28 protein-coding genes are annotated in these 25,918 nt (G+C 71.0%); 8 read left to right on the top strand and 20 right to left on the bottom strand.

Annotation, left to right across the window (positions count from 1 at the left end; all coding sequences use genetic code 11):
* Positions 1–147: 147 nt before the first annotated feature.
* Positions 148–1,374, top strand: coding sequence for a TerD family protein (locus ACWFR3_RS31220; protein WP_453738029.1), 1,227 nt, complete (start codon positions 148–150; stop codon positions 1,372–1,374).
* Between the two features lie 121 nt (positions 1,375–1,495).
* On the opposite strand, the gene ACWFR3_RS31215 is transcribed toward ACWFR3_RS31220, so the two are convergent.
* The 5 genes from ACWFR3_RS31215 to ACWFR3_RS31195 all read right to left on the bottom strand — a co-directional run bounded on the left by ACWFR3_RS31215 (position 1,496) and on the right by ACWFR3_RS31195 (position 6,885).
* Positions 1,496–1,723 carry a CarD family transcriptional regulator gene (locus tag ACWFR3_RS31215; protein ID WP_135329399.1) on the bottom strand — a complete coding sequence of 76 codons (228 nt, stop codon included), beginning with the start codon at positions 1,721–1,723 and terminating at the stop codon, positions 1,496–1,498.
* Positions 1,724–1,933: 210 nt separating this feature from the next.
* Positions 1,934–2,956 (bottom strand): 1-aminocyclopropane-1-carboxylate deaminase, encoded by a 1,023-nt coding sequence (locus ACWFR3_RS31210; RefSeq protein WP_453738005.1) that lies wholly within the window; start codon positions 2,954–2,956, stop codon positions 1,934–1,936.
* A gap of 17 nt (positions 2,957–2,973) precedes the next feature.
* Positions 2,974–3,618 carry a GntR family transcriptional regulator gene (locus tag ACWFR3_RS31205; RefSeq protein ID WP_453738004.1) on the bottom strand — a complete coding sequence of 215 codons (645 nt, stop codon included), beginning with the start codon at positions 3,616–3,618 and terminating at the stop codon, positions 2,974–2,976.
* 78 nt (positions 3,619–3,696) lie between these two features.
* Complete coding sequence (locus ACWFR3_RS31200; RefSeq protein ID WP_453738003.1) at positions 3,697–5,280, bottom strand: TROVE domain-containing protein; 1,584 nt, start codon at positions 5,278–5,280, stop codon at positions 3,697–3,699.
* Between the two features lie 156 nt (positions 5,281–5,436).
* Positions 5,437–6,885, bottom strand: a complete 1,449-nt coding sequence (locus ACWFR3_RS31195) for an alkaline phosphatase PhoX (protein ID WP_453738002.1) — start codon at positions 6,883–6,885, stop codon at positions 5,437–5,439.
* Positions 6,886–7,004: 119 nt separating this feature from the next.
* Between ACWFR3_RS31195 and ACWFR3_RS31190 the strand changes: the two genes are divergently transcribed.
* From ACWFR3_RS31190 to ACWFR3_RS31175, 4 genes are all read left to right on the top strand, one after another.
* Entirely contained in the window at positions 7,005–7,775 is a 771-nt protein-coding gene (locus tag ACWFR3_RS31190; RefSeq protein WP_453738001.1) for an SDR family NAD(P)-dependent oxidoreductase, read from the top strand.
* Between the two features lie 147 nt (positions 7,776–7,922).
* The gene (locus tag ACWFR3_RS31185) at positions 7,923–8,150 is read left to right on the top strand and encodes a hypothetical protein (protein WP_453738000.1); all 228 of its coding nucleotides are present in this window, start codon (positions 7,923–7,925) and stop codon (positions 8,148–8,150) included.
* A 64-nt stretch (positions 8,151–8,214) separates the two neighbouring features.
* On the top strand, positions 8,215–9,369 hold the full coding sequence (locus ACWFR3_RS31180; protein ID WP_453737999.1) for a hypothetical protein: 1,155 nt from the start codon (positions 8,215–8,217) through the stop codon (positions 9,367–9,369).
* A 28-nt stretch (positions 9,370–9,397) separates the two neighbouring features.
* Positions 9,398–9,844, top strand: coding sequence for a hypothetical protein (locus tag ACWFR3_RS31175; protein WP_453737998.1), 447 nt, complete (start codon positions 9,398–9,400; stop codon positions 9,842–9,844).
* A gap of 54 nt (positions 9,845–9,898) precedes the next feature.
* On the opposite strand, the gene ACWFR3_RS31170 is transcribed toward ACWFR3_RS31175, so the two are convergent.
* On the bottom strand, positions 9,899–11,359 hold the full coding sequence (locus tag ACWFR3_RS31170) for a hypothetical protein (protein WP_453737997.1): 1,461 nt from the start codon (positions 11,357–11,359) through the stop codon (positions 9,899–9,901).
* Between the two features lie 286 nt (positions 11,360–11,645).
* Between ACWFR3_RS31170 and ACWFR3_RS31165 the strand changes: the two genes are divergently transcribed.
* On the top strand, positions 11,646–13,505 hold the full coding sequence (locus tag ACWFR3_RS31165; protein WP_453737996.1) for an endonuclease/exonuclease/phosphatase family protein: 1,860 nt from the start codon (positions 11,646–11,648) through the stop codon (positions 13,503–13,505).
* Between the two features lie 19 nt (positions 13,506–13,524).
* On the opposite strand, the gene ACWFR3_RS31160 is transcribed toward ACWFR3_RS31165, so the two are convergent.
* The 4 genes from ACWFR3_RS31160 to ACWFR3_RS31145 all read right to left on the bottom strand — a co-directional run bounded on the left by ACWFR3_RS31160 (position 13,525) and on the right by ACWFR3_RS31145 (position 16,291).
* The gene (locus ACWFR3_RS31160; RefSeq protein WP_453737995.1) at positions 13,525–14,262 is read right to left on the bottom strand and encodes an SRPBCC family protein; all 738 of its coding nucleotides are present in this window, start codon (positions 14,260–14,262) and stop codon (positions 13,525–13,527) included.
* 520 nt (positions 14,263–14,782) lie between these two features.
* Positions 14,783–15,370 (bottom strand): antibiotic biosynthesis monooxygenase, encoded by a 588-nt coding sequence (locus ACWFR3_RS31155; protein WP_453737994.1) that lies wholly within the window; start codon positions 15,368–15,370, stop codon positions 14,783–14,785.
* An 82-nt stretch (positions 15,371–15,452) separates the two neighbouring features.
* Positions 15,453–16,127, bottom strand: a complete 675-nt coding sequence (locus ACWFR3_RS31150) for a hypothetical protein (protein ID WP_453737993.1) — start codon at positions 16,125–16,127, stop codon at positions 15,453–15,455.
* Entirely contained in the window at positions 16,124–16,291 is a 168-nt protein-coding gene (locus ACWFR3_RS31145; RefSeq protein ID WP_453737992.1) for a hypothetical protein, read from the bottom strand. The genes ACWFR3_RS31150 and ACWFR3_RS31145 overlap by 4 nt, the downstream gene beginning before the upstream one ends.
* Before the next feature lie 214 nt (positions 16,292–16,505).
* On the opposite strand from ACWFR3_RS31145, the gene dapA reads away from it, so the two are divergent.
* On the top strand, positions 16,506–17,441 hold the full coding sequence (gene dapA / locus ACWFR3_RS31140; protein ID WP_453737991.1) for a 4-hydroxy-tetrahydrodipicolinate synthase: 936 nt from the start codon (positions 16,506–16,508) through the stop codon (positions 17,439–17,441).
* Here dapA and ACWFR3_RS31135 read toward each other — a convergent pair.
* From ACWFR3_RS31135 to ACWFR3_RS31120, 4 genes are all read right to left on the bottom strand, one after another.
* Positions 17,418–18,026 carry a hypothetical protein gene (locus ACWFR3_RS31135; RefSeq protein ID WP_453737990.1) on the bottom strand — a complete coding sequence of 203 codons (609 nt, stop codon included), beginning with the start codon at positions 18,024–18,026 and terminating at the stop codon, positions 17,418–17,420. The two genes, dapA and ACWFR3_RS31135, sit on opposite strands and share 24 nt — an antisense overlap.
* 122 nt (positions 18,027–18,148) lie before the next feature.
* Positions 18,149–19,138: a 2,3,4,5-tetrahydropyridine-2,6-dicarboxylate N-succinyltransferase gene (dapD, locus tag ACWFR3_RS31130; protein WP_453737989.1), complete on the bottom strand. Its 990-nt coding sequence runs from the start codon at positions 19,136–19,138 to the stop codon at positions 18,149–18,151.
* A gap of 170 nt (positions 19,139–19,308) precedes the next feature.
* Positions 19,309–19,854: a TetR/AcrR family transcriptional regulator gene (locus tag ACWFR3_RS31125; protein WP_453737988.1), complete on the bottom strand. Its 546-nt coding sequence runs from the start codon at positions 19,852–19,854 to the stop codon at positions 19,309–19,311.
* Positions 19,854–20,174: a DMT family transporter gene (locus ACWFR3_RS31120; protein ID WP_453737987.1), complete on the bottom strand. Its 321-nt coding sequence runs from the start codon at positions 20,172–20,174 to the stop codon at positions 19,854–19,856. Before ACWFR3_RS31120 ends, ACWFR3_RS31125 begins: the two co-directional genes overlap by 1 nt.
* A gap of 136 nt (positions 20,175–20,310) precedes the next feature.
* Here ACWFR3_RS31120 and ACWFR3_RS31115 point away from each other — a divergent pair, with 136 nt between their 5' ends.
* Positions 20,311–21,480, top strand: coding sequence for a DUF7847 domain-containing protein (locus tag ACWFR3_RS31115; protein WP_453737986.1), 1,170 nt, complete (start codon positions 20,311–20,313; stop codon positions 21,478–21,480).
* A gap of 77 nt (positions 21,481–21,557) precedes the next feature.
* On the opposite strand, the gene ACWFR3_RS31110 is transcribed toward ACWFR3_RS31115, so the two are convergent.
* The 6 genes from ACWFR3_RS31110 to sufD are packed head-to-tail and all read right to left on the bottom strand — an operon-like array spanning position 21,558 to position 25,903.
* On the bottom strand, positions 21,558–21,893 hold the full coding sequence (locus ACWFR3_RS31110) for a metal-sulfur cluster assembly factor (RefSeq protein ID WP_160504340.1): 336 nt from the start codon (positions 21,891–21,893) through the stop codon (positions 21,558–21,560).
* Entirely contained in the window at positions 21,890–22,357 is a 468-nt protein-coding gene (gene sufU, locus ACWFR3_RS31105; protein WP_365853150.1) for a Fe-S cluster assembly sulfur transfer protein SufU, read from the bottom strand. The genes ACWFR3_RS31110 and sufU overlap by 4 nt, the downstream gene beginning before the upstream one ends.
* Positions 22,358–22,372: 15 nt before the next feature.
* A complete protein-coding gene (locus tag ACWFR3_RS31100) occupies positions 22,373–23,641 on the bottom strand; it encodes a cysteine desulfurase (RefSeq protein ID WP_453737985.1) in 1,269 nt (422 codons plus the stop codon).
* Entirely contained in the window at positions 23,638–24,402 is a 765-nt protein-coding gene (gene sufC, locus ACWFR3_RS31095) for a Fe-S cluster assembly ATPase SufC (protein WP_361188348.1), read from the bottom strand. The genes ACWFR3_RS31100 and sufC overlap by 4 nt, the downstream gene beginning before the upstream one ends.
* Positions 24,403–24,407: 5 nt before the next feature.
* Positions 24,408–24,725 (bottom strand): bifunctional 3-phenylpropionate/cinnamic acid dioxygenase ferredoxin subunit, encoded by a 318-nt coding sequence (locus ACWFR3_RS31090; protein WP_190083272.1) that lies wholly within the window; start codon positions 24,723–24,725, stop codon positions 24,408–24,410.
* A complete protein-coding gene (sufD, locus tag ACWFR3_RS31085; RefSeq protein ID WP_453737984.1) occupies positions 24,722–25,903 on the bottom strand; it encodes a Fe-S cluster assembly protein SufD in 1,182 nt (393 codons plus the stop codon). Before sufD ends, ACWFR3_RS31090 begins: the two co-directional genes overlap by 4 nt.
* Positions 25,904–25,918: the final 15 nt, after the last annotated feature.

The raw sequence follows: 25,918 nt of genomic DNA, 5'->3' as shown, positions 1-25,918 counted from the left end.
CCGAATCACCGGCTCCGCCGAGTTCGTCCTCGAACGCCGGACGGGCTGAAATCAGGCTCGTCCGGCGTTCGGGGAATGCCGTGAAGAAATCTCGGTAGGTAAGGGAACGGCAAAGCCGGGACGTTCGTTACCCCGGACATGACCGCTATGACACCCGGCTCGAACATCCCTCTCACCGCCACCCGCGTGGCGGTGGACGTCGCCGCACCGGTGCGGCTCGACGTATCGGGCCTGCTGCTCACCGCCGACGGCAAAGTGCGCTCCGACGACGACTTCATCTTCTTCAACCAGCCCGCGGGCCCCGGCGTGACCTACCAGTCGGGCGGCGGCACCACCCCCGACAAGATCACGGTGGACACCACTGCCGTGCCCGCCGGCATCGAGAAGATCGTCGTCACCGCGAGCCCGGACGCGGCGGGACAGACCTTCCAGGGCATCGAGCCCACCGCCACGATCCGCAACGCGGACGACGGCTCCGTCCTCGCCACGTTCACGCCCCCGCAGCTCGGCGGCGAGACCGCCCTGGTGATCGTCGAGGTCTATCTGCGCAACGGCGCGTGGAAGGCACGCGCCGTCGGCCAGGGGTACTCGAACGGCCTTGCGGGCATCGCGACGGACTTCGGCGTCTCGGTCGAGGAGCCCGCGGCCCCGGCCGCTCCGGCCGCCGCCGCACCCGCCGCCCCGATGGCACCCCCGACCGGCGCCCCGGTCCAGGGTCCGCCCCCGCCGGTCTCCGACCCCCGCCTGGCCGCACCGGCGGCGCCCGCCGCTCCCCCGGCGCCCGCGCCCGGCGCCGGGAAGATCAACCTGGACAAGGGCCGGGTCAGCCTCCAGAAGAACCAGACGGTGTCCCTGGTCAAGGGCGGCAAGCCGCTCCTCTCGCAGGTCAAGATGGGCCTCGGCTGGGAGCCCGCGTTCCGCGGCAAGGACATCGACCTGGACGCCTCCGTCATCGCGTACGGCCCCAGCCGCAACCACGTGGACAGCTGCTACTTCGGCAAGCTGTCGATCGTGAACGGCGCGATCAAGCACTCCGGCGACAACCTCACGGGCGAGGGCGGCGGTGACGACGAGGTGATCGTCGTGGACCTTGGCCGTCTCCCGCAGGACGTGACGGGCCTGGTCTTCACGGTGAACTCGTTCTCGGGCCAGAAGTTCACGCAGGTCGCCAAGGCGTACTGCCGTCTCCTCGACGCGGGGACGGGCGAGGAGCTGGTCCGCTTCGACCTCACCAACGCCGAGGCGCAGACGGGCGTGATGATGGCCAAGCTGATCAAGCAGTTCACCGGCGAGTGGGAAATGACCGCCATGGGTGACTTCGTCAAGTCGCGTACGGTGCGCGGAATGGTGAAGCCCGCGGCTCAGGCGCTGTAACCGGGGAGGCCCGGGCGCGGTGGCCGGGACATGCAGGGGCGGTCGGCGGTGAAGGGGTGGACCTTCACCGCCGACCGCCCCTTGTCGTGCGGTGCGGACGTGCCCGGAGGCGTACGTCAGGTCAGAGCTTGGCCAGCTTCGGGTAGGGACTCAGGAACCGTCCCTGGCGGCCTGCGAAGTCGATGACCACTGCTTCCTCGCCTTCGACTCCGACGATCCGTCCGAGTCCGTACTGGTCGTGAGAGACCCGGTCGCCCACGGCGAACTGCTCGATGGGCGGTGCGGGCGGCGGGGGAACGTTAAAGGGGCTGTTCGGCAGGTGGCGTCGGGTACCGGGGGGCCTCGTCATGTTCTGAGTATGCGCCCTCCGCACCCCGCCGCACCATGCTCCGAGCTCACACGGTCCTCACATCGGCATCAAACCGACACACAATCCATGTTTCCCCGTAGCATTGCGTAGTTGTCCCGTAGCACCGCGCGTACATGTGTGCCCCACGGGTCTCGCCGGGCCTCCGGACCAGAACGCAGGCTTCCGGAACCCGTGCGCCGGCTGCCGGACTCAGAACAGCGCGCTGTAGGCGTTCAGGGCGGGCTGTCCGCCGAGGTGGGCGTACAGGACGGTCGCGTCCCGCGCGATCTCGCCCCTGTCCACCAGGTCGATCATCCCGGCCATCGACTTTCCCTCGTAGACCGGGTCGGTCACCATGCCCTCCGTGCGGGCCGCGAGCCGCATCGCCTCCAGGGTCGCCTCGTCGGGGAGCCCGTAGGTGCCCGCGTGGTAGCGCGCGTCGAGCTCGATGTCGGAGTCCTTGACCTCTGTCTGCACGCCGATCAGTTCGGCCGTCCCGCGCGTGATCCTGGCGATCTGCTCGCGGGTCCGGTCGGGATCGGCGGAGGCGTCGATGCCGAGGACCCGGCGGGGGCGGCCGCCCTCCTCCGCGAGCGCGGCGAACCCGGCGACCATCCCCGCCTGCGTGGACCCGGTCACCGAGCAGACCACGACGGTGTCGAAGAAGATCCCCAACTCCTCCTCCTGCTCCACCACTTCGTACGCCCAGCGAGCGAAGCCGAGCCCGCCGAGGCGGTGTTCGGAAGCGCCCGCCGGGATCGCGTACGGCTTGCCGCCCGCCTCCTCGACCTCGCGCACCGCCTGCTCCCAGCTCTCCTTGATGCCGATGCCGAATCCGGCGCGCACGAGGCGTACGTCGGCGCCCGCGAGCCTGCTGATGAGTATGTTGCCGACCTTGTCGTAGACGGAGTCGGGCCAGTCGACCCAACTCTCCTGGATCAGCACGCACTTGAGTCCGGCGCGGGCGGCGACGGCCGCGACCTGGCGGGTGTGGTTGGACTGGACGCCGCCGATCGACACGAGGGTGTCGCAGCCCTGCGCGAGGGCGTCGGCGACCAGATACTCCAGCTTGCGCGTCTTGTTGCCGCCGTACGCGATGCCGGAGTTGCAGTCCTCCCGCTTGGCCCAGAGCGCGGCGCCGCCGAGGTGGTGGGTGAGGCGGTCCAGGGGGTGCACGGGCGAGGGGCCGAAGAGGAGGGGGTAGCGGGCGTAGGAGTCGAGGGGTGCGGACACGGGGGCCTCCGGGCGGTTCAGGGGTGGGCGAGTTCTTCCAGGACGCGCCAGATCTCCGTGGTGACGGCCACCGCCGCGTCCGGGTCGCCGTCCGCGCACGCGTCGATGAGCCGTGCGTGCAGTTCGGCGGAGCCGCAGGTCACGCCCTCGCCGAAGCGCTGCCTCTCCAGGCGGCGGATGAGCGGGGTGTAGCGGGTGATGGTGGCGGCGGCCGCGCTGTTGCCGCAGGCCGCGACCAGGATGCCGTGCAGGTCGTCGTCGGCCCGCAGCGCCTCGTCCACGTCGCCGCAGGCCACGGCCGCCGCGAACCGGCGATTGGCATCGCGCATCGCGTAGAGGTGCGCGGGCTCAAGGCGGGGCACCGCACCCCGGGCGACGAGTTCGTGCATGGCGCGGACCACGGCGGCCGCGTCCCTGACGTCGGCGGCGTCCAGCGGTGTCACACGGGTGTGGCTCTGCGGTTTGGTCTCCAGGAGCCCCTCGTCGACCAGGCGCGAGAACGCCTCCCGCACGGGCGCGCGGGACAGGCCGAGCGACGCGGCGAGGTCGGCGTCCCGCACGATGCTGCCCGGCGGGATCTCCCCGCCGACGATCGCGTCACGGATCGATGCGTACGCCTGGTCCCGCAGGAGGGTGCGGCGCACCGGTTGCATGGCTCCCATGCACTGAAATGTTAGATACCAATCTGCGTCGCGGACAAGGGGCTTGAGGGTATGTTCCCTCAAGCCCCTTGTCCGTGCTCAGTTCCGCACCCACGGCCAGTCGCTCGAAGAGCCCGCCTCAAGCAGCTGCACCATCCGGAAAGCCGCGTCCGAAAGCCCCCCGAACACATGGCGGTTGCCCGTGCCGGACTCGCCGTGGCCCACCCGGTAGCCCGCCAGGTTCCAGGTGTAGACCGGGACGTGCGCCGGAACCTGCTCGGTCGGACCACCGTGGTGGTTGTACGCCGCCTGCTCGTCGGTGACGATCAGGACGCGGTCGTGCTTCTTGTAGAAGCGGCGCACCGCCTCGGTGGTGTTCGTGCCGCCGAGGTCGCCGAAGCGCTTGAGGACCTTCAGGACCGACTCGCCCTTGCGGCACTTCACCCGATAGCTGCTCGTGCCGAACTCGACGAGGTCCGCGTCCGCCGCCCGCAACGCGAGCGCCGTACCGAAGACCGCGGCCGCGTCCGCGCGGTTGAGCTGCGAACGGGCCGAGAGCGGCGACCACATCGAGCCGGAGCGGTCCACCAGGATCAGCGAACGGCCCGGCAGCGCGGGCACATTGGCCAGCGAGTGGCCGAGCGCCTGCTCAAGGGGGTACGCCCAGCGCAGCGACGGCGCGTGCTGGTACGCGGCGAGGTAGCGGAAGGGGAACTGCCGCGACTTCGCGACCTGCGCCGGGTCCGCGAGCTTCGCCGCGACGCCTGCCGCCACCTCGTCCGAGACACCCGCCTCGTCGAAGTTGCGCAGGTTGCGGACCAGCGCCATGGCGCCCATGGACGGAATGACCGCCTCCCAGGCCGCCTTGTCCATCGGCCCCTGCAGCCAGCCCGCGAGCGCCTCCCAGGTGATGCCCGCTGCGGCGAGCCGCTCGGCGCCGCCCGCGCCGGTGACCACCGCGCGCCGCTCGGCGACCGGCAGCGCCATCAGCTCGCGGTGCGCGGCCAGGATGCGGGCGGACTCGGGCGGGACGGCGGTGTCGGGGTTGTGGCGGCGGTCGAGCGCGTACCGGAAGAGGTCTCCCTGCCAGGGCTTGTCCGCGTCGGGCGCGGCGTGCACGAGGTTGAGGATGTCGCCGAAGCGGTAACCCTTGGAGACCGTGTCGTACTTGAGCAGCGCCTTCTCGCCGTACAGCCGGCGTACGGCGTCGGCGATGCCGCGCTTGACGGGCTTGGGGATGTTCCGGCCGTACGTCGCCGTCCAGTACCCGAGCAGCTCGCCGGGCTCGTCGGGGCGCCGCAGCACGGAGGCGACGACCTGGCGGTTGGCGGGGCCTTCGGTGGCGCCGGCGTCGAGGCGCGCCTTGACGTACTCGGCGGCGCCCACGATCGAGGCCGTGCGCATGTTGCCCTCGCCCCGCAGCCAGCCGAGCAGGCCCGCGACCCACTCGGGGTCCTCCACAGCGAGGCGCCGCACGAGCGCGGCGAAACGGTGGTCGCGGGCGGCACCGGTCTCGTAAAAGGTCTGCTGGGAAACGAAATTCGCCACCGCGAGCAGAAAGAGCTCGGAACGGGGGTCGCGCATACGGCCCCGGACGCCCTCGTGTGTCGGCGCGGTGCGCCCGGTCGACTTCACCGCGGAAGTGACGAGCGCCTTCGCGGCCTTGGTGTTGAAGCGTGCCATGTGAATTCCCCCGAATTCAGAATTACTGCCTCCCGAGATCAGAGTGGCGGCGGCATGATTTCTTTGGAGGAAGTAGCCGTTGCCCGCGCACCGGGAGGAGTTTCACTCTAAGAGAGTGGAGTTTCGGGGGGCCAATTCTTTTTCGGCGGCCGCCGGTCAGGGGCGCCGGCGCCGCCACGGACCCGTGATCGCCAGCATGATTCCGGGCGACTGGATGTTGGCGTAGAGCGTCTTTCCGTCGGGCGAGAACGTGACTCCGGTGAACTCGCTGTAGGAGGGCTTCTCGGGGGTGCCTGCGTTGAGTTCGTTGCGCGCTATCGGGTACGTGCGGCCGCGCTCGGTCGCCCCGAAGAGGTGCTGGATGCCGTCGCCGTCCTCGGCGATGACGAGGCCGCCGTAAGGAGAGACGGTGATGTTGTCCGGGCCGTCGAAAGGGCCGTCCTTGGAAGGGTCCGGATTGACGCCGAGGAGCACCTTCAGGGTGAGGGTGCGGCGCGAGGGGTGGTAGAACCACACCTGCCCGTCGTGCTGGACGGGGCTCTCGTCGCGGGCGAAGGAGGCGACGATGTAGACGCCGCCGTCGCCCCACCACATGCCTTCGAGCTTGCGGGCGCGCGTGATGTCACCGTCGTCGAACTGCTCGCGCACCGGAACCGTACGCGCGTCGCGGTCGGGGACCTCGACCCAGTCCACGCCGTACACGGTGCCGATCCTGGTCGCGCGGGACAGGTCGTCCACGAAACGGCCGCCTGAGTCGTAGCACTTGGGCGCCTTCAGGACGCCCGCCTCGTCGGAGAGGGTGCGCAGCTTGCCGCGGCCGTGCTTGAAGCCGTGCGGCGGGGTCCAGCGGTAGAGCAGGCCGTTCGGCCCCGAGGCGTCCTCGGTGAGGTAGAGGTGGCCGCGTTTGGGGTCGACGACCACGGCCTCGTGGGCGTAGCGGCCGAGCGCCTTGATCGGCTTGGGGGCGCGGTTCGCCCGCTTGTCGTACGGGTCGACCTCGAAGACGTAGCCGTGGTCCTTGGTCATGCCGTTCTGGCCGGCCCGGTCCTCGGTCTCCTCGCAGGTCAGCCAGGTGCCCCAGGGAGTGCTGCCGCCCGCGCAGTTGGTGGCGGTGCCCGCTATGCCGACCCATTCGGCGACGTGTCCGTCGCGGCGGACCTCGACGACGGTGCAGCCGCCTGCGGCCGCCGGGTCGTAGACGAGTCCCTCGGTGAGCGGGACGGGGTGCGGCCACTTCGAGCGCGGTCCCGCCAGCTCGTGGTTGTTGACGAGCAGGGTCGTGCCGCGCGGGCCCTCGAAGGTGGCCGTTCCGTCGTGGTTGGACGGCGTGAATTCGCCGCTCTCCAGCTTCGTCTTCCCGCTGTGGGTCAGGACGCGGTAGGAGAATCCGGCGGGCAGCGCGAGCAGGCCGTCCGGGTCGGGCAGCAGCGGGCCGTAGCCGGGGGCGCCGCCGAGCGCATCGGCCCCGTCGGCCCCGCCCTCCGTCGTCTCCTGCGCGGCGAGCGCGCCCGGCGCGGTGGCGAGCGTGCCGACGCTGCCTGCGAGGGCGACCCCCGCACCGGTGATCGCGGAGCGTCTGGCGAAGTCCCTGCGGGTGAGCGACATGATGTCTCCTCGGGGCGGGTGCAAGGGGCCGGGGCGCGGCCGGGCTGCTGTCGGCGTCACGTTCCCGCTCACGTATAAACGGCGGTTGAACACCGTTCGACATCAAGGGGCTTCCTTCCATGAACCTGCCTGCCACCGGCCGCCGTGTCCTGATCAGCGGGGCCTCCCGGGGCCTTGGCCGCGCGCTCGCGCAGGCCTTCGCCGAGAACGGCGACCGCGTCGCCGTGCACTTCGGCTCGCGCGAGGAGGAGGCGCGCGCGACGCTCGCGTCCCTGCCGGGCGACGGCCATGTCCTGGTGGGCGGGGATCTGTCGGATCCGGCGGGCGCGGCGGACGTCGCGGGGCGGGCCGCCGACGGGCTTGGCGGCAGCCCCGACGTACTGGTGAACAACGCCGCCGTGAACCTGCCGCATCCCCTCGCCGACACCTCGTACGAGGACTGGGCGGCGCTGTGGCAGCGGCACGTGTCGGTGAACCTCCTGGCCACGGCGAACCTCAGCCACCTGGCGGCCCGCGGCATGATCGACCGGGGCACGGGTGGCCGGATCGTGAACATCGGCTCGCGCGGCGCGTTCCGCGGGGAGCCCGACCACCCGGCGTACGGGGCGACGAAGGCGGCCGTCCACGCGCTCGGCCAGTCCCTCGCGGTGTCGCTCGCCCCGTACGGGATCGCGGTGGCGTCGGTGGCGCCCGGATTCTTCGAGACGGAGCGGGTGGCGCACCGGCTGAGCGGGGACGAGGGCGCGGCGATCCGCGCGCAGAGCCCGTTCGGGCGGGCGGGTACGGCGGACGAGATCGCCGCGGCGGTGCTGTGGCTGGCCTCGCCGGTCGCGGAATGGGCCTCGGGCACGGTCCTCGACCTCAACGGCGCTTCACATCTGCGTACATGAGTCACTGGTCGGAAGGGACTTCGTAAACAAGGTCAACAGGCGCGGATCACCACTAAAGCCAAGATTTCGTGCAGAACGCCTTGACCCGCCATCCACACGGCAATAGACATCCCCTACCTGCATCACCCGTTTGGGGAGGCGAGCCGCGTGGACGCTTCGCAGGCACGCAGCCTCCATGAGGGCCTGCTGATGAAGCTGGCCAATGTCACCGGTGTCGGCATCGGGAGGGACGAGCAGTCGGGGGCGGACGTGATCGTCGTGTTCGTCGTCCGCAAAGTGCCCCGTGACCGGCTCCGGGACGAAGACGTGATTCCGGAAGAGCTCGAAGGCGTCCCCGTGCGCGTCCTCGCCATCGGCGAGCCCGCGGCGCAGTAGGACGGCCCGCGCGAGCGGACCGGAACTCCACCCTTCAACCAAGGGGAAGAGGTGGTCTGGCGTGGTGAGCCAGCCCGAATTGATGCGAGGACCCACCGGCGGTCAGATCAGTGACAGCTCGCGCCAGCAGGCGACAGGGGACTTCCTGGGCCCCCAGACGTCGCTGGCCAACGTCGTCGGCTTCGGCCACGGCGTGAAGTGGATCGACGGAGAGCCCACCGGCGAACCCGCGGTCATCGTGTTCGTGACCCAGAAGGTTCCGGAGTCCATGCTCCCGGAGCGGGACGTCATCCCCGCCCAGATGGACGACGGCACCCCCACCGACGTCGTGGCGGTCGGCCACATCGCCGCCCAGCGGCAGCAGCGCAGGGCGAGCCGCGCCGACGACCGCTCGGTGACGTACGGCCCCGACGGCGGCGTCAGCGAGCAGCTCGCGGGCCTTTCGCAGCCCATGCTGGAAGAGCTCCAGGGACTCGGCGCCTTCGAGCCGCAGCTCCTCAAGCGCCGGATGCGCCCGTGCCCCTCCGGCTTCTCGGTCGGCAACGTACGCGTGACGGCCGGCACGCTCGGCAGCGTGGTCTACGACTTCCTGCCCGGCGCCTCCGTCGACCCGCCCGGCGCGGGCCTCGGCGTACCGGCGAAGTTCTACATCCTGTCCAACAACCACGTCCTCGCCGACTCCAACCGCGCCCAGCTCGGCAGCGCGATCGTGCAGCCGGGTGTCTTCGACGGCGGCCAGGACCCGGCGGACCGCATCGCGACCCTGGAGCGCTTCATCACGATCCAGTTCGCCCCGCAGATCCCGCTGGAGCGGCACAACAACGTCGTCGACGCCGCCCTCGGCACCGTCGACTTCCAGGACGCGACCCGTGAGACGTACTTCAGCGGTGCGCCGCGCGCCTGGCGCCGCAAGGCGAACGTCGCGGTCGGCGACCTGGTGAAGAAGACCGGCCGTACGACCAACATCTCCTTCGGCCGGATCATCGCCGTCGACGCGACCATCGACGTCAACTACGGCACGGCGGGCACGGCCCGCTTCAAGGACCAGATCCTGACGACGAACATCTCGGCGGGCGGCGACTCGGGGTCCCTGGTGACCTCGCTCGACAACGTCGCGCTCGGCCTGCTGTTCGCCGGTTCCTCGACCGTCACCGTGCTCAACCACTTCGAGAACGTCCGCGCGCTGCTGCGGGTCGAGGTCTCCGAACAGCTGGCCTGACCGGTCGCACCACGAGAGGAGGGCTTTCATGACCACTCAGGCACGCAAGCAGAAGGGCCAGAGCCGCGGGGAGCACCACTTCCACAATCCGCAGGGCGCCGAGGTCAAGACGCGTGACGAGGCGTTCGCCGCGCCCCAGGAGGTGTCCGCCGAGGCGGTCGCCACGACGTGCAAGCTGGAACTGCACAACGGCGCGATCACCTTCGCCATGGAGGTGAGGTTCAACCCGAACACCTACCCGCACGTGGTGACCGGCGGCAAGATCACCTCCGGCATCTGCGGCGCGCCGTGGGACATCACGGGCGGCGTCATGGGCGACAGCATCCGCCTGGACGCCAAGCGCACCGGCCAGGGCTCCTGCGCCGACACGATCACGATCGTCGGCGAGTACCAGAACCCTCCGGCCTACCGGGGAACGTACGGGTTCAACGGCGCGACGTCGTCGTTCAAGCACACGACGCTGTATCAGTGCTGAGCTGAGCGGCACAGTGGCCGGGCCGCGCAGCGCGGCCCGGCCACTGCCGGTGTGTCACATGCCTTGCTGCGACCGTGCCTTGAACGCCGCCTTGCGCGCTTCCTTGGCCACCTTCTTGTCGGGGTGCAGCCGCCCCATCGCCTCCAGGACATCCGCGGTGGCGGGGTGCTCGACCCGCCAGGCCGCGGCGAAGAATCCGCTGTGCTGCTGGGAGAGCCCCTCCACGAGCCCCTGCAGCTCGTCCGAGTTGCCCTCGGCGGCGAGCTGGGCGGCGATCGTGTCGATGGTCAGCCAGAAGACGAGCGCCTCGGAGGGCGGCGGCACGTCGGCGGCCCCGTGCTCGGCCAGCCACACCCGCGCGAGCCCGCCGAGCTCGGCGTCGTCGAGCACCTCGCGCAGAGCGGGCTCCGCCTCGCGGCCCACCAGCGAGAGCGCCTGCTGGCACCGGAGCCTCCGCAGCGGCGCCCCCTCGTCACCGCCGCGCGCGGCGGCCAGCAACTCCCGTGCCGCGTCCAGCGGTTCGTGCCGGGCGAGCCACTGCTCGATCTCGGCCTGCGCGGCGGCCTGCGGGAACCCGGCCGTGCCTTCGAGCAGCGCGTCGGCGCCCTTGTCCGCGAGATCGCCGACCGCGGGGGCGTCCACGCCGGCCTCCAGCATCCGGGCACGGATGCCGTACACCCCGAGCGGCGTCAGCTTGACCATCCCGTAGCGCGAGACGTCCTCGTCGTCGTCCGGCAGCGGCGCGTCGGCCTCGTCGATGTCCACCATGAGGGCCTCGTCGACCGGCTGGTACTCGACGAGGCCCAGCGGCTCGAAGAGCCGGAACTGGTCGTCGAGCTTCATCATCGCGTCCGACACCTGCTCCAGGACGTCGTCCGTCGGCTCGCCCATGTCGTCGGGCACGATCATCGACGCGGCGAGCGCGGGCAGCGGCACCGGGCCCTCGCCCGCCCCGGCGTCCCCGGCGGTGAGCAGGTACAGATTGCCGAGCACGCCGTCCAGGAAGTCCGCCTCCGCCTGCGGGTCCCAGCCGAGCTCCTCGAAGTCGATCTCGCCGTTCTCCTCCAGGACGTCAAGGAGGTTGTCCATGTCGGGCACGGTCGCGTCCCCGTACACGGTGTCCAGGGCGCCCAGCCAGACACCGAGGATGTCCTGCGGGCTGCCCGAGGTGAGCGCGGCGAGGTCCTCGCCCGCGGTCACCGTGCCCGGCGCGTCCTCACCCTCCGACTCGTCCGCGTCCGTGACGTCCACCAGGCCCGTGTCGACGGCCACGCGCCAGGCCTCGCTCGCGTACGCGACGGAGTCCGGGTCGTCCGCTTCGAGGCCCAGCTCCGCGACGGCGGCCGGCAGCTGCTCCTCGACGAGCTCGCCGCCCGCCCCGACCCGCGTGTCGGGACCCGCCCAGCGGGCGAGCCGCGCGGCGCGGGAGAGCAGCGGCGTGGCGAGCGCGGCCCGCGCGAGTTCCGCTTCGGAGTGCAGCAGCACCGGCGGCAGGGTGGCGGGACTTACGGACATCGGCTGATTCTCCTCCGAAGGATGGGGCCTCCCCTGCTCGAGCAATGCCGGGAGCCCGGGGAGGGGTCGGCTGGGCTGAAGCCTAGACGGATTTGGGCCCATGCCGCCCGGTTCATGTCCCTGTCAGAAGACATACATGGTGAGAACACCCGCCGAACCTTGACAACTCCCCTGGTCACACAAGAGATTGACGCGCGTAGAGCGCCGGGCACCCGCCGGTACGCCTCGCCCGCTTCCTACGTACTCACCCCTCATATACGTACTCACCCTCATCCGGAGTCTCGCCATGCCGTACATATCCCGTGCCACCCGGCCCACCGTGAGATCCGCGGCCGTCTCCACCGTCGTGGCCACCGCCCTCGCGGCCGGTCTGCTCGCCGTGAGCTCCTCGTCCGCGTCCGCCGCCGAGGTGCGTGTGCACGACATCCAGGGCACCACCCGTCTCTCGCCCCTGGCGGGACAGCAGGTCACGGACGTGACGGGCATCGTGACCGGCGTCCGCCCGTACGGCTCGAAGGGCTTCTGGCTCCAGGACCCGAAGGGCGACGGCGACCCCGCGACCAGCGAGGGCGTCTTCGTCTACACCGGCTCTGCCGCGCTGACCGTGAAGGCGGGTGACGCGGTCCGCGTCTCCGGGACCGTCGGCGAGTACGTCCCCGGCGGCGAGGCCTCCGGCAACCAGTCGCTGACCCAGATCACGAAGCCGACGGTGACGGTCGAGTCGTCCGGCAACGCACTGCCCGCGCCCGTCACGGTGTCCGCCAAGTCGGTGCCCTCCGCGTACGCGCCCGAGGGCGACCCCGCGAACGGCGGCGACATCAACGGGCTCCGCCTCAAGCCCCGCTCGTACGCCCTGGACCTCTACGAGTCCCTGGAGGGCATGAACGTACGCGTCGGCACCTCGCGCGTGGTCGGCGCCACGGATCCGTACTCGGAGCTGTGGATCACCGTGAAGCCGCACGAGAACGCGAACCGGCGGGGCGGCACGGTCTACAAGTCCTACGACGACCAGAACACCGGGCGCCTCCAGATCCAGCAGCTGGCCCCGGTCTCCGAGCAGCCCTTCCCGAAGGCGAACGTCGGTGACGCGCTGTCCGGCGGCGCCGAAGGGCCCCTGGACTTCAACCAGTTCGGCGGCTACACGCTGGTCGCGCGGACGCTCGGCAAGGTCACGGACAAGGGCCTGGAGCGGGAGAAGACGCGGCGGCAGGCCAAGGGCGAGCTCGCCGTCGCCACGTACAACGTCGAGAACCTCGACCCCACCGACCCGCAGACGAAGTTCGACGCGCTCGCCGGGGCCGTCGTCTCGAATCTCGCATCGCCCGACATCCTCGCCCTGGAGGAGATCCAGGACGACAACGGCGCGAAGAACGACGGGACCGTCTCGGCGGAGGCGACCCTGAAGAAGTTCACGGACGCGATCGTCGCCGCGGGCGGGCCGCGGTACGCGTGGCGGTCCATCGACCCGCAGAACAACAAGGACGGCGGGGAGCCGGGCGGGAACATCCGCCAGGTGTTCCTCTTCAACCCCGAGCGGGTCTCCTTCACCGACCGGGGCCAGGGGGACGCGACGACGGCCACGGGGGTCGTACGTTCCTCGGGGCGCGCCGCGCTGACCCTCTCCCCCGGGCGCGTCGACCCCGCGAACGCCGCGTGGACGGACAGCCGCAAGCCGCTGGCCGGCGAGTTCAGCTTCCGCGGGCGGCCCGTGATCGTGGTCGCCAATCACTTCGGGTCCAAGGGCGGCGACGAGGGGCTCACCTCACGGCACCAGCCGCCGGTGCGGTCCTCGGAGGCGAAGCGGTTGCAGCAGGCGCAGGCCGTGAACGCCTTCGTGCGGGACGTGCGCAAGGTGCAGAAGAGCGCGGACGTGGTGGTCGTGGGGGACGTGAACGACTTCGAGTTCTCGGCGACGACCGACGCCCTTGAGGCGGGCGGCGCGCTGAAGTCCGCCGTCAAGTCCCTGTCCCGGTCGGAGCGTTACTCGTACGTCTACCAGGGCAACACCCAGGTCCTCGACCAGATCCTGACCAGCCCCGGGGTGGGTGGCGCACGCGACTTCTCGTACGACAGCGTGCACATCAACGCGGAGTTCGCGGAGCAGAACAGTGACCATGATCCGCAGGTGCTGCGGTTCCGGCCGTAGCCGGCCGTAGGCTCTCCCGCTACGCGTAGAGCCTCAGCAGCCAGTCGCGCCAGGCCAGTTCGGTGCCCTTGGGGTCCGCGTGCGGGGCGAAGTCGTGGATGCTCAGGCCCACGGGGGCACCGAAGTGGTTGCGGCCGAAGAAGCGCAGGAGCGCGGTCTCCGTGCGCAGGCCGATGAAGTGCCGGCTGCGGAAGTCGACCATCGCGTCGAGGTGTTCTCCGGGGGCGTCCACGCGGACGCGGGCGCCCTCGGAGGCGTCGTCGGGCAGGCCCAGGCGGCGGCCCATCCTGGCGAAGGCGTCCGGGGCGGCGGCGGGGGCGGGGCCTTCGAGGGCGGTGAAGGTGACGGGGAGGCCCGGGAAGTACGTCAGGTACTGGCGCAGGGTGTGCAGGTAGAAGTCGGTGTGCTTGCTGGCCCCTTCGTACCGGCTGTCCCAGTGGTCGGTGAGAGTGCCGCTGTGTACGTAGCGCACCCAGGAGCGGCGGCCCCCGTCGCGGGGCTCGATGGTGTGGTCGAGCTGGTTGAGGGTCTGGCCCGGCGGGAGCACATCGGGGTCCTCGACGCGGCCAGTCAGGCGGTGCGGGGGATCCCAGCGGGTGACCGTGCCGCCGGAGGGGGCGGCGCCGCCTTCGCGGGGTTCGTACTCCATGGGCCACAGCCAGCCGCCGGTGCCGGTGGTGAGCGCGTCCCAGACCTCGGCGGGAGAGGCGTCCACCTCGAACTCCCGCGCTATCTCGAACTCCTTGCCGGTGGCCATGGCGACTCCTTGGTGCTGCCCGGAGGGCCGAGGTCCCGAGCGCCCGCCCCCGCACGGAGATTCCACCGTCCCACCGCCCAATATTTTCGTCCAGGGGCGGCCGGGCGGAGGGCGGGAGTCCGCCGGGACGGGGGGCGGGGGGCCGCCGGGACGGAGGGCGGGAGTCCGCCGGGACGGAGGCGGGAGACCGCCGGGCGGAGGGCGGGGGGCGCCGGAACGGCCGTCGGGCGTCCGCCGGGACGGGGGGCGGGGGGCCGCCAGGACGTCCGCCGGGACGGAGGCCGGGAGACCGCCGGGACGGCAGTCGGGCGTCCGCCGGGACGGAGGGCGGGAGTCCGCCGGGACGGAGGCGGGAGACCGCCGGGCGGAGGGCGGGCATCCGCCGGGACGGAGGGCCGGGAAACCGCCGGGACGGCGGCCGGGAGACCGCCGGGCGGAGGGCGGGCATCCGCCGGGCGGAGGGCGGGCATCCGCTGGGCGGAGGGCGGGAGTGCGCCGACCGGTGGCGCTGGCCCGGCTCTCAGTGCTCTGGCCGGAAGCCGTACGCCAGGCGGTATCTCCCTTCCTCCGGCAGCCCTTCCCCGCTCTCCCACTCCGCGTAGCCGATCACCCGCGCGCCGTCCGTCGTCTCGTGGAAGTGGACGGAGATCAGCCCCGGAGCGGCCTGCGGCGCCCCGACGTCATCCCCCTCGGCGCCGCCCTCCGCCTCGGTGATCACGATCGCCCCGGCCACCCGGTCGTCCCCGGCGGCCCGCGCCACCCCGCCCCGCAGCCGTGTCTTGTTCAGCCCGAGGCGTTCGATGCCCGGCACCGCCCGGTCGATCTCGGCGTTCCGCTCGTCCCTGCCGCGGGCGAAGAAGTCCTGGTACGCCCCCTCGTCCCGCCACTGCGAGCGATGCGCCACCGTGGAGCCGTCCGCACCGGCGTACACGGTGTACGAGAGCAGCCCTTCGTGCGGCCACGGACGGCTCCTCCATGCCTTGGCGATCGCGTCGACCGTCGCCCGCTGCCGCTCCGGTGTGCCCGTGCTCCACGTACTGAGGAAGACGAGCCCGCCGCCCGCGCGGGCCGGGTCGGGGAGGGTCGTGGCGTCGGCGAGTGTCTTCATGGCCTGCTCCTTCAGTGTGTGGGCGGGGTTCGGCCCGCGCCCCACACACTGCTACCTCAAGCTTGCTTTAGGTCAAGCCTCCTCAGGCACTCGGCGAATCATCCCCCGCCAACCGCGCCAACTCCCCCTGGAACAGGTCGAGTCGGGCCTGGAGCAAGGCCGCCTCCGCGACCAGCTCGGGCACCCCCATGGCCTCGGCGGGCGAACCCGGCACGGTGTCGGGGTGCGCCGCGCTGACCGTGACCCCCTCGCCGGCGAGGCGGGCGAATTCCGTGAGGCGCAGCGACATGCGCCTGCCCGCGCAGGCAGCGCACGCCCCCTCGACCACCCGCCACCCCGGCCTGCCCCACCCGGCGTCCGCGAGCACCACGGCCCCTGCGCCGCAGCCGCAGGGCCGCACGGTCACGGTGCGCACCCGCTGACGCGCATACCGGAAGCCGCGCTCGAAACGGATGTACGCGCCGAGCACCGTCACCTCCAGCAGCGCGGCCCCTCGGTGCTCGCCGGTACACAGGAACGCCTCTGCCGCGGCGCGCTCGTGGACGCAGTGGAATCCGCAGTCGCAGCGGCGGTGCGGAGCCTTGTGCCGTCGGCCGTAGACACACCTGGCCGCGTCAAGGACGCCGTAGGGCAGGGTCGCGCCCAGGGAGACGCCGGTGAACCCGGCCCCGGCGCCGTCGTGGGACAGCGCCAGGCGGGCGATCTTGTATCCGGTCGGCGGCTCCGTCGGGCGTTCCTCGGGGAGCCGCAGCCTCATCGGACTGCCGGGACCTCGGCCACGGGCCTGTCGGCCGCGGGCTCCTCGGCCGCCGCCGCCCGTTCGGGCTCCGCCTCCGTGCGCTGCTCAAGAGGTTCCTGCCGCAGCCGATCCTGCGGGGTTTCTTCGGCGATCCCGGTGGCGAGTGCTTTGCCCAGCCTCATGACGCCTCCTGTGACCGGCCGCGGTGCCGCGCGGCCATCCGTCGACTACCGACGTCCCCATGGTGGCCCATACGGGGGCGAGTTGACACTAGGGCGCGGCTGCTCACTGCCGCCGCCTCGCCATGCTCCCGTCACCCACCTCGTAGCATTCCTGTCGCATACCTCGTAGCAGAATTAAGTGGAGCTTCAGTGTCGGCGTACCGACACTGCCTCTATGACCTCTCCCTCGCCAACGCCTCCCCCTTTCGGCCGCGCCCTCTGCGCGATGATCACGCCCTTCACACAGGACGGCCTGCTCGACCTCGACGGCGCCCAGCTGCTCGCCGAGCGTCTGGTGGCCGACGGCTGCGACGGCCTCGTGCTCTCCGGCACCACCGGCGAGTCCCCCACCACGTCCGACGACGAGAAGGCCGCACTCGTACGCGCCGTCGCCGAGGCGGTCGGCGACCGGGCCGCGATCGTCGCGGGCGTCGGCAGCTTCGCGACGCGGCACACCGTCGAGATGGCGCTGCGGGCCGAAAAGGCGGGCGCGGACGGCCTGTTGGTGGTCACGCCCTACTACAGCAGGCCGCCGCAGGACGCCGTGGAGGCACACTTCCTGGAGGTCGCCGACGCGTCCGGGCTCCCGCTCGCGCTGTACGACATCCCCGGGCGCACCGGGACCCGCATCGAGCCGGAGACGATGCTGCGCCTCGCCGAGCACCCCCGGATCGTCGCCGTGAAGGACTGCGCGTACGACCTGATGGGCACCCAGAAGGTGCTGTCCCGCACCGACTTGGCCTACTACACGGGCTGCGACGAACTCATCCTGGCGCTGTACGCGGTGGGCGGCGCCGGCTACATCAGCACGGTGGCCAATGTCGTGCCGCGGCACCTCCGGTCGATCATCGACGCGTTCGACGCGGGCGACACCGACCGGGCTCGGCTGCTGCAGCAACAGAGCATGGAACTGATCGAGTTGATCATGGCCGCGGGCCTTCCCGGCACGGTCACGTCCAAGGCGCTGCTCGGCGCCCTCGGCCTGCCCGCCGGGCCCGTCCGCTCGCCGCTGCGGCCCGCCGGTCGCGAGGCGACCGACGGGCTGCTCGCCGCGTACGACGCTCTGCGGCAGGCGCGGGCGGTGGTGTCAGCGCGCGACGGACACGGGTGACCGGAACCCTCCGGCCTTGGTCCAGTTGAGCTTGTCGGCCCCCCGGCTGAACGTGACCTTCTTGCCGCCGGTGGCGACGGCGATCTTCTCCCAGCCGTCGAAGTCCTTCGTGAGGTGCGTGGCCCACTTCGTCAGCGGGCCCGTGGCGACCGCGGCGACCGACTCGGTCGGCGGCTCACCGTCCGCGCAGTACACACCGAAGTCCCCGAAGGCGGCGACCGTGCCGTCCTTGGCCTTGAGCGTGATCCCCTGACAGGCGTCGGTCGTCGTCTTGTACACGAGGGCCGACTTGGACCAGCCCTTGGCCTTGGGGCTGTAGTCCTGCACGAGGAGCCCCTTGCCCTTCATGTAATGCATCGCCACGCGCCGCCCGTCGGCGAGCTTGACCTGCGCGTTGAACGGGCTCGGGCTGCCGCTCCAGGGGATGTCGCTCTTCTCCAGCGGGTGGCTGTGGCCGCCGGTGGAGATCCGGCTCGCTCCCTGCGCGGCCCCACCGCCGACGCCCGCGCTCTGACCGCACCCGGCCACCAGCGCGAGGACCACCGTTCCGCTCAGGGCCAGGGCCCGGATACCCGCTCGGTTCATGTCGCTGCTCCCCTGTCGTCCCATGCGGCCCGCGCACGCATGGCAGGGCAGCTTACGCATGACACGACGCGAAGAGCGCCCTCCGGTGCGGACCGGAGGGCGCTCTTGGCGGAAGCCGTGGCTCAGTTGTGGCTGTGCAGCACGTCGTTCAGGCCGCCCCACACCGCGTTGTTCGGGCGGGCCTCGACGGCGCCGGTGACCGAGTTGCGGCGGAAGAGGATGTTCGAGGCGCCGGAGAGCTCGCGGGCCTTGACGATCTGCCCGTCGGGCATCGTCACGCGGGTGCCCGCGGTGACGTACAGGCCGGCCTCGACGACGCACTCGTCGCCCAGCGCGATGCCGACGCCCGCCTCGGCGCCGATCAGGCAGCGCTCGCCGATGACGATGCGGACGTTGCCGCCGCCGGAGAGGGTGCCCATCGTGGAGGCGCCGCCGCCGATGTCGGAGCCGTCGCCGACGACGACACCGGCGGAGATGCGGCCCTCGACCATGGAGGTGCCGAGCGTGCCCGCGTTGAAGTTCACGAAGCCCTCGTGCATGACGGTCGTGCCCTCGGCGAGGTGCGCACCGAGCCGCACGCGGTCGGCGTCGGCGATGCGGACGCCCTTCGGTGCGACGTAGTCCGTCATGCGCGGGAACTTGTCGACGGAGGTCACGGAGAGGTGCAGGCCCTCGGCGCGGGCGTTGAGCCGGACCTTCTCGACGTCGTCGACGGCGACCGGGCCGAGGGAGGTCCAGGCGATGTTGGCGAGGAAGGCGAACTGGCCGTCGAGGTTCACGCCGTGCGGCTTGACCAGGCGGTGCGAGAGCAGGTGCAGACGCAGGTAGACGTCGTGGGCGTCGACCGGCTTCTCGTCGAGGGAGGCGATGACCGTACGTACGGCGACGATCTCCACGCCACGGCGGGCGTCCGGGCCGATCGCCTTGGCCGCGCCCTCACCGAGCAGCTGCACGGCGCGCTCGGCGGTGAGCCGCTCGGTGCCTGCGGGGCCCGCTTCGGCGACGAGCTCGGGCGCGGGGAACCAGGTGTCGAGAACGGTGCCGTCGGCGGTGATGGTGGCGAGGCCTGCGGCGACGGCGCCGGTGGTGCGGGAAGCGTTCGTGTCGGTCATGGGGAAAACCTAACCGGCGGCGCGCCGCACGAGCGAACCGGTCTCAGTGACCGAGCCGCCACTGGGCCCCGCGCCCACCGGCCGGAGCAGCCAGGCTCCATCACGGCTTCCGGACCCCCCGGCCCGCACCGGGCAGCAATCCGAAGCGTGCGGCGCCCGGAGCGCGCTTCTCAGTTCTCGCCCTGCAAGAGGCGGCCCAGCATCTCCCTCGTGTACGCCGCGTCGTACGCCCCGCCCGTGAGCAGCACCTGCAGGGATATCCCGTCCATCAGCGCGACGAGGGCGCGGGCGGTGACCGGATCGGTGCGCCGTTCCAGGACCTCCGCGAGCCCCGCGCACCACTCGGCGGCCACGGGCCGCAGGGCGGGCCTGCGCAGGGCGGCGAGGTAGAGCTCGTACTCCAGCTCGACCCCCGACCGCTCCCCCGCGAACCAGTCGCCGAGGATCCGGGCGAGCTCCGCCGCGAGGTCGGCTTCGGGGTCCTCGAACGCGCGACCGGCGGCCATCACCTTCGCGAAACCCTCGTTGGACTGCCGCAGCGCGGCGACCATCAGCTCGTCGAGCGTCTTGAAGTGGTACGTCGTGGAGCCGAGCGGCACATCGGCCTCGGCGGCGACCGAGCGGTGGCTGAGCCCGCCGATCCCCTTCTTCCCGACCACGCGGATCGCGGCGTCGATGATCCGCTGGCGGCGCTCGGGGTCGTAGCGGCGGACCATCAGTGGGCCCCGCCGAGATTGAGCAGGACGACGCCCGCGATCACGAGGACGATCCCCGCGATCTTGGCGAGACCCGCGGACTCCCCCATGAAGATCATCCCGATGGCGGCGACCGCGGCGGTCCCGATCCCGGCCCAGATCGCGTAGGCGGTGCCGACCGACAGCGTCTTGAGGGTCTGCGCGAGCAGGGTGAAGGCGATCAGATATCCCGCGACGGTGATCAGCGAGGGCCAGAGCTTGCTGAACCCCTCGCTGTACTTCATGGCCGTCGTCCCGGCCACCTCCGCCACGATCGCGCCGGCCAGCAATCCGTATCCCATGCGTACGAGAGTACACAACGTTGCGTACGACCGTACATAACGAGGCTGATCAAACCGGTTAAGGTGACGCGATCGCTGTGGGGGCCACAGAGAGCGCACGCGGGGACACCGCACGGAGCAACGGAGCACAAGAGCGATGCCAGACACGTCGGGGTGGGGACCCCAGGGGCAGCACGGCGGACCGCCGGGGCCGTACGGAGGGCCGCAGGGGCCGTACGGGCCCTACGGCGGGCCGCCGCCCGGATGGGGAGGGCACGGCGGCTGGGCGCCGCCCCCGCCCCCGCCGCCCAAGCCGGGCGTCATACCCCTCGCCCCGCTGGGCGTCGACCACATACTCGGCGGCACGTTCGCCACGATGCGTCGGTACGCGAAGCCGCTGTTCGGCACCGCTGCCGCGGCGTACGGCCTGCTCGCCGCGGTCATGGTCGCCGCGGGCGTCATCGCCTACATCAGCGTGCGACCGCACTTCCAGGCGCTGTCCGAGCCCGGCGGGACATTCTCCTGGGACCACGGCAGGCCGGTCCTGATCGCGTTCGGCGCGATGTGGCTGGTGGCCCTGCTCGCCACGCTCGCGGTCAACTCGTTCATCCAGGCCTCGTGCGCAGCCACGCTGCACGAGGCGGTGCTCGGCCGCCCTGCGGCGTTCGGGGCGGTCTGGCGCAGGGCGTGGTCGCGGACGCCGTCCGTGATGGGCGTGACCGTGCTGCTCGCCCTCATCCTGATGCTGCCGTTCGTCGCCTTCCTGCTGCTCCTCGTCTCCTTCTTCGTGACGGTTCTTACGCAGTCGGCCGCGCCGTTCGGCCTGGTCTTCCTGCTGCTGCTCGTCGTCACCCCGCTGGCCGCCTGGCTCTACGTCCTGTTCGCCTTCGCCCCGGCCGCGGCGGCCCTGGAGACCGCGGGCCCGGTCCGGGCTCTGCGCCGCTCGGCACGTCTGGTCCGCGGCGCCTGGTGGCGTACGTTCGGCATCTCGCTGCTCGCCGGGGTCATCGTGGGCGCCGTGTCCCTGGCGGTGCGTCTCCCGCTGCAGTTCGCCACGCCGATGCCGCCCCGGCCCGGCCCGGGCACATCGGCCTCCGAGGTGTTCCTCGACCAGCTGCGCTCCCAGTTCGGCCTGTACGCCCTGCTCGGCCTGGTCGGCACGTTCGTCACACAGCTGGCCGCGAGCGTGTTCCTGCCCCTGGTGACCGCCGTGCTCTACGTCGACCAGCGCATCCGCAAGGAGGGCCTGGCGCACACGCTGGCGCAGGCCGCCGCCGAGGACGGGACGGAGGCCGGGCAGGGCGCGGCCCTGAACCCGTCCCCGTAAAGGGAGCAGAACGCGGTTCGGCCCCCCGCGCCACGAGCGCGGGAGGCCGAACCGACGGAACTACTGCCTGTCACACCTCAGACGTTGAACCCGAGCGCCCGAAGCTGCTCGCGGCCGTCGTCCGTGATCTTGTCCGGGCCCCACGGCGGCATCCAGACCCAGTTGATCCGGAGTTCGTTGACGATGCCGTCCGTGGCGGACTTCGCCTGATCCTCGATGACGTCCGTCAGCGGGCAGGCCGCCGACGTGAGCGTCATGTCGATCGTCGCGATGTTCGCGTCGTCGACGTGGATGCCGTAGATCAGGCCGAGGTTGACGACGTCGATGCCCAGCTCGGGGTCGACCACGTCGTACAGCGCCTCGCGGACCTCTTCTTCGGAGGCCGGCTTGGTCAGGGTCTCGTTCTCGCTCATGCGGTCTTCCTCTCAGCGACGTCGGTACCGAGTGCCTGCGCCGTCGCGTCCTTCCACGCCATCCAGCTCAGCAGAGCACACTTCACACGCGCCGGGTACTTGGAGACCCCGGCGAACGCGACGGCGTCCTCCAGGACCTCCTCCATCGCGTCGTCCGGCTCCAGCTTGCCCTTGGACTGCATCAGCTCCAGGAAGACTTCCTGGACCTTCTGCGCGTCGGCGAGCTCCTTGCCGACCAGGAGGTCGTTCAGGACGGACGCGCTGGCCTGGCTGATGGAGCAGCCCTGGCCCTCGTACGACACGTCGGCGATCGTCGACCCGTCGTACTTCACGCGCAGCGTGATCTCGTCGCCGCACGTCGGGTTGACGTGGTGCACCTCGGCGTCACCGTCGCGCAGACCGCGCCCGTGAGGGTGCTTGTAGTGGTCCAGGATGACTTCCTGGTACATCGAATCCAGCTTCACGTCCCGGTCAGCCCCTCAGCCGAAGAAGTTCCGTACGTGCTCCAGGCCGTCGATCAGCGCGTCGATCTCGCCGGGCGTGGAGTACAGATAGAACGACGCTCGCGTGGTCGCAGGAATTCCGTAGCGGAGGCAGACGGGGCGGGCGCAGTGGTGACCCACGCGGACCGCGATGCCTTCCTCGTCCAGAACCTGGCCCACGTCGTGCGGGTGGATGTCGCCGAGCGCGAAGGAGATCGCGGCGCCGCGGTCCTCGGCCGTCGTCGGGCCGATGATCCGGAGGTCGGGGACCTCCAGGAGACGCTTGACCGCGTACTCGGTGATCGCGTGCTCGTGAGCGGCGATCTTGTCCATGCCGATCGAGGAGAGGTAGTCCACGGCCGCGCCCAGGCCGACGGCCTGGGAGATCGGGGGCGTGCCCGCCTCGAACTTGTGCGGCGCGGGAGCATACGTCGACGAGCTCATCGACACGGTCTCGATCATCTCGCCGCCGCCGAGGAACGGCGGCAGGTCCTCGAGGAGCTCCTGCCGTCCCCACAGGACGCCGATGCCCGTCGGGCCGCACATCTTGTGGCCGGTGAAGGCCACGAAGTCGGCCTGCAGCGCCTGCACGTCGAGCACCATGTGCGGGGCCGCCTGCGAGGCGTCGATGAGGACGAGGGCGCCGACCTCCTGCGCACGGCGCACGATCGCCTCGACGGGGTTGTGCGTGCCCAGGATGTTCGAGACCAGGACGAAGGAGACGATCTTCGTCTTCTCCGTGATGATCTCGTCGATGTTGGACAGGTCGAGCCGGCCGTCGTCCGTGAGACCGAACCACTTCAGCTTCGCGCCCGTGCGCTGCGAGAGCAGCTGCCACGGCACGATGTTGGAGTGGTGCTCCATCTCCGTGATGACGATCTCGGTCTCGTGGTCCACGCGGTAGGGCTCGTCGGCCCAACCGAGCATGTTCGCCACGAGGTTGAGCGACTCCGAGGCGTTCTTGGTGAAGATCACCTCGTCGCGGCTCGGCGCGTTGATGAACGCCGCGACCTTGTCACGGGCGCCCTCGTAGAGCGCCGTGGCCTCCTCCGCGAGGACGTGCACACCGCGGTGGACGTTGGCGTTGTGCTTCTCGTAGTACTCGTTGAGTACGTCGAGCACCTGGCGCGGCGTCTGGGACGTGGCCGCGTTGTCCAGGTAGACGAGCTTTTTGCCGTCGTGGATCGTGCGATCCAGGATCGGGAAGTCCTTGCGGATCGCCTCGGTGTCGAGGAGGCCGGAGAGCCCCTGGTGGGCCACTGTCACGCGGATGCGCCACCCTTCGTGTAAGCCTCGTAGCCCTCGGCCTCCAGCTTGTCGGCGAGCTCGGCGCCGCCGGACTCGGCGATGCGACCGTTCGCGAAGACGTGCACGAAGTCGGGCTTGATGTAGCGCAGGATGCGCGTGTAGTGCGTGATCAGCAGGGTGCCGACCTCGCCGGTCTCGCGGACACGGTTGACGCCGTCCGAGACCTGGCGCAGGGCGTCGACGTCCAGGCCGGAGTCCGTCTCGTCGAGGATCGCGATCTTCGGCTTGAGGAGCTCCATCTGGAGGATCTCGTGGCGCTTCTTCTCACCGCCGGAGAAGCCCTCGTTCACGTTGCGCTCGGCGAAGGCCGGGTCCATCTGGAGGGTCTCCATCGCGCCCTTGACCTCCTTCACCCAGGTGCGCAGCTTGGGGGCCTCGCCGCGGATCGCCGTCGCCGACGTACGCAGGAAGTTGGAGACCGAGACGCCGGGGACCTCGACCGGGTACTGCATGGCCAGGAACATGCCGGCGCGGGCACGCTCGTCGACGGACATCTCCAGGACGTCCTCGCCGTCGAGGGTCACGGTGCCCTGCGTGATCGTGTACTTGGGGTGACCCGCGATGGAGTAGGCGAGCGTTGACTTGCCGGAGCCGTTCGGGCCCATGATGGCGTGCGTCTCGCCCTGCTTCACGGTGAGGTCGACGCCCTTGAGGATCTCCTTCGTGGCGTTGTCGGCCTCGACGGTGACGTGCAGGTCGTGGATTTCAAGCGTTGCCATGTGCCTCAGGACTCCTGGGTGAGGGAGACGAGCACATCGTCCCCTTCGATCTTTACGGGGTATACGGGGACGGGGCGCGTCGCGGGGAGACCGGACGGCTTGCCGGTGCGGAGGTCGAAGGCGGAGCCGTGCAGCCAGCATTCGATCTGGCAGTCCTCCACCTCGCCCTCGGAGAGGGAGACGTTCGCGTGCGAGCAGATGTCGTTGATCGCGAACACCTCGCCCTCGGTGTGGACGACCGAGACCGGCGTGCCGTCGAGTTCCACCCGCTTCGGGGTGTCCTCGGACAGCTCGCTCAGGCCGCAGGCGCGTACGAAGGTCATGCGACCGTCGCCTCCAGCTCCTCTTCGATCTTCGCGATGAGGCGCTCCTCGACGTCCGGCAGACCGATCTGCTGGACCAGCTCGGCGAAGAAGCCGCGGACGACCAGGCGACGGGCCTCGTCCTCCGGGATGCCGCGCGACTGGAGGTAGAAGAGCTGCTCGTCGTCGAAGCGGCCGGTCGCCGAGGCGTGGCCCGCTCCGACGATCTCGCCGGTCTCGATCTCGAGGTTCGGCACGGAGTCGACACGGGCGCCGTCGGTCAGAACCAGGTTGCGGTTCATCTCGTACGTGTCGGTGCCCTCGGCGGCGGCCTCGATGAGGACGTCACCGATCCACACGGCGTGGGCGTCGTCGCCCTGGAGCGCGCCCTTGTAGACGACGTTCGACTTGCAGTGCGGCTGGTTGTGGTCGACCAGGAGGCGGTGCTCCTGGTGCTGGCCGGCGTCGGTGACGTACAGGCCGAGGAGCTCGGCCTCGCCGCCCGTGCCCGCGTACTCGACGCGGGGGTGCAGGCGTACGACGTCGCCGCCGAAGGTCACGACGACCGACTTGAAGGTGGCGTCGCGGCCGATCAGCGCGTTGTGCTGCGCGATGTGCACGGCCTTGTCGTCCCAGTCCTGGACGGAGACGACGGTGAGCTTGGCGCCGTCGCCCAGGAGGTAGTCGACGTTGGCGGCGAGCACGGCGTCACCGGTGTGGTCGATGACGACGAGGGCCTCGGCGAACGCGCCCACCTCGATGACCTGGTGGGAGAAGGCGAGGCCGCCCTCGCCGTGCACGGCGATGCGGATCGGCTCGGTGAGGACCGTCTCCTTGGGGACGGTCACGACCGAGGCCTTCTCGAAGGAGCTGTAGGCCTGCGCGGCGACGCGGTCGACGGGCTTGCCCGCCTTGCCCACGCGCGCGTCCTCGCGGCCGACGGTCTCCTGGGTCACGCCCTCCGGGGCCGTCACCTCGACGCGGATGCCGCCGGAGGCGACCGCCGTGCCGTCGTGCAGCCCGCGCAGACGCTCCAGCGGCGTGAACCGCCACTCCTCCTCGCGGCCGTGGGGGACGGGGAAGTCCGCCACGTCGAAGGACGGGGGAGCGCTCATGCGGGTGGCGACGGTGGACTCGGCGGCCACCGCGATGGACCCGGCGGTCGTCGACCCCACGGGAATATTCTGAGCCTCAGCCATGGCTGTCGTCGTGCT

The sequence above is a fragment of the Streptomyces sp. NPDC055189 genome, assembly GCF_053606765.1.
The sequence above is the reverse complement of the archived record's forward strand: the minus strand, read 5'-3'. Positions and strand labels throughout refer to the sequence as shown.

Coding starts and splice junctions, on each gene's coding strand:
- ACWFR3_RS31220 (WP_453738029.1), top strand. CDS start 148: ATGACACCCGGCTCGAACATCCCTCTCACCGCCACCCGCGTGGCGGTG.
- ACWFR3_RS31215 (WP_135329399.1), bottom strand. CDS start 1,723: ATGACGAGGCCCCCCGGTACCCGACGCCACCTGCCGAACAGCCCCTTT.
- ACWFR3_RS31205 (WP_453738004.1), bottom strand. CDS start 3,618: ATGGGAGCCATGCAACCGGTGCGCCGCACCCTCCTGCGGGACCAGGCG.
- ACWFR3_RS31200 (WP_453738003.1), bottom strand. CDS start 5,280: ATGGCACGCTTCAACACCAAGGCCGCGAAGGCGCTCGTCACTTCCGCG.
- ACWFR3_RS31195 (WP_453738002.1), bottom strand. CDS start 6,885: ATGTCGCTCACCCGCAGGGACTTCGCCAGACGCTCCGCGATCACCGGT.
- ACWFR3_RS31190 (WP_453738001.1), top strand. CDS start 7,005: ATGAACCTGCCTGCCACCGGCCGCCGTGTCCTGATCAGCGGGGCCTCC.
- ACWFR3_RS31175 (WP_453737998.1), top strand. CDS start 9,398: ATGACCACTCAGGCACGCAAGCAGAAGGGCCAGAGCCGCGGGGAGCAC.
- ACWFR3_RS31170 (WP_453737997.1), bottom strand. CDS start 11,359: ATGTCCGTAAGTCCCGCCACCCTGCCGCCGGTGCTGCTGCACTCCGAA.
- ACWFR3_RS31165 (WP_453737996.1), top strand. CDS start 11,646: ATGCCGTACATATCCCGTGCCACCCGGCCCACCGTGAGATCCGCGGCC.
- ACWFR3_RS31160 (WP_453737995.1), bottom strand. CDS start 14,262: ATGGCCACCGGCAAGGAGTTCGAGATAGCGCGGGAGTTCGAGGTGGAC.
- ACWFR3_RS31155 (WP_453737994.1), bottom strand. CDS start 15,370: ATGAAGACACTCGCCGACGCCACGACCCTCCCCGACCCGGCCCGCGCG.
- ACWFR3_RS31150 (WP_453737993.1), bottom strand. CDS start 16,127: ATGAGGCTGCGGCTCCCCGAGGAACGCCCGACGGAGCCGCCGACCGGA.
- ACWFR3_RS31145 (WP_453737992.1), bottom strand. CDS start 16,291: ATGAGGCTGGGCAAAGCACTCGCCACCGGGATCGCCGAAGAAACCCCG.
- dapA (WP_453737991.1), top strand. CDS start 16,506: ATGACCTCTCCCTCGCCAACGCCTCCCCCTTTCGGCCGCGCCCTCTGC.
- ACWFR3_RS31135 (WP_453737990.1), bottom strand. CDS start 18,026: ATGAACCGAGCGGGTATCCGGGCCCTGGCCCTGAGCGGAACGGTGGTC.
- dapD (WP_453737989.1), bottom strand. CDS start 19,138: ATGACCGACACGAACGCTTCCCGCACCACCGGCGCCGTCGCCGCAGGC.
- ACWFR3_RS31125 (WP_453737988.1), bottom strand. CDS start 19,854: ATGGTCCGCCGCTACGACCCCGAGCGCCGCCAGCGGATCATCGACGCC.
- ACWFR3_RS31120 (WP_453737987.1), bottom strand. CDS start 20,174: ATGGGATACGGATTGCTGGCCGGCGCGATCGTGGCGGAGGTGGCCGGG.
- ACWFR3_RS31115 (WP_453737986.1), top strand. CDS start 20,311: ATGCCAGACACGTCGGGGTGGGGACCCCAGGGGCAGCACGGCGGACCG.
- ACWFR3_RS31110 (WP_160504340.1), bottom strand. CDS start 21,893: ATGAGCGAGAACGAGACCCTGACCAAGCCGGCCTCCGAAGAAGAGGTC.
- sufC (WP_361188348.1), bottom strand. CDS start 24,402: ATGGCAACGCTTGAAATCCACGACCTGCACGTCACCGTCGAGGCCGAC.
- ACWFR3_RS31090 (WP_190083272.1), bottom strand. CDS start 24,725: ATGACCTTCGTACGCGCCTGCGGCCTGAGCGAGCTGTCCGAGGACACC.
- sufD (WP_453737984.1), bottom strand. CDS start 25,903: ATGGCTGAGGCTCAGAATATTCCCGTGGGGTCGACGACCGCCGGGTCC.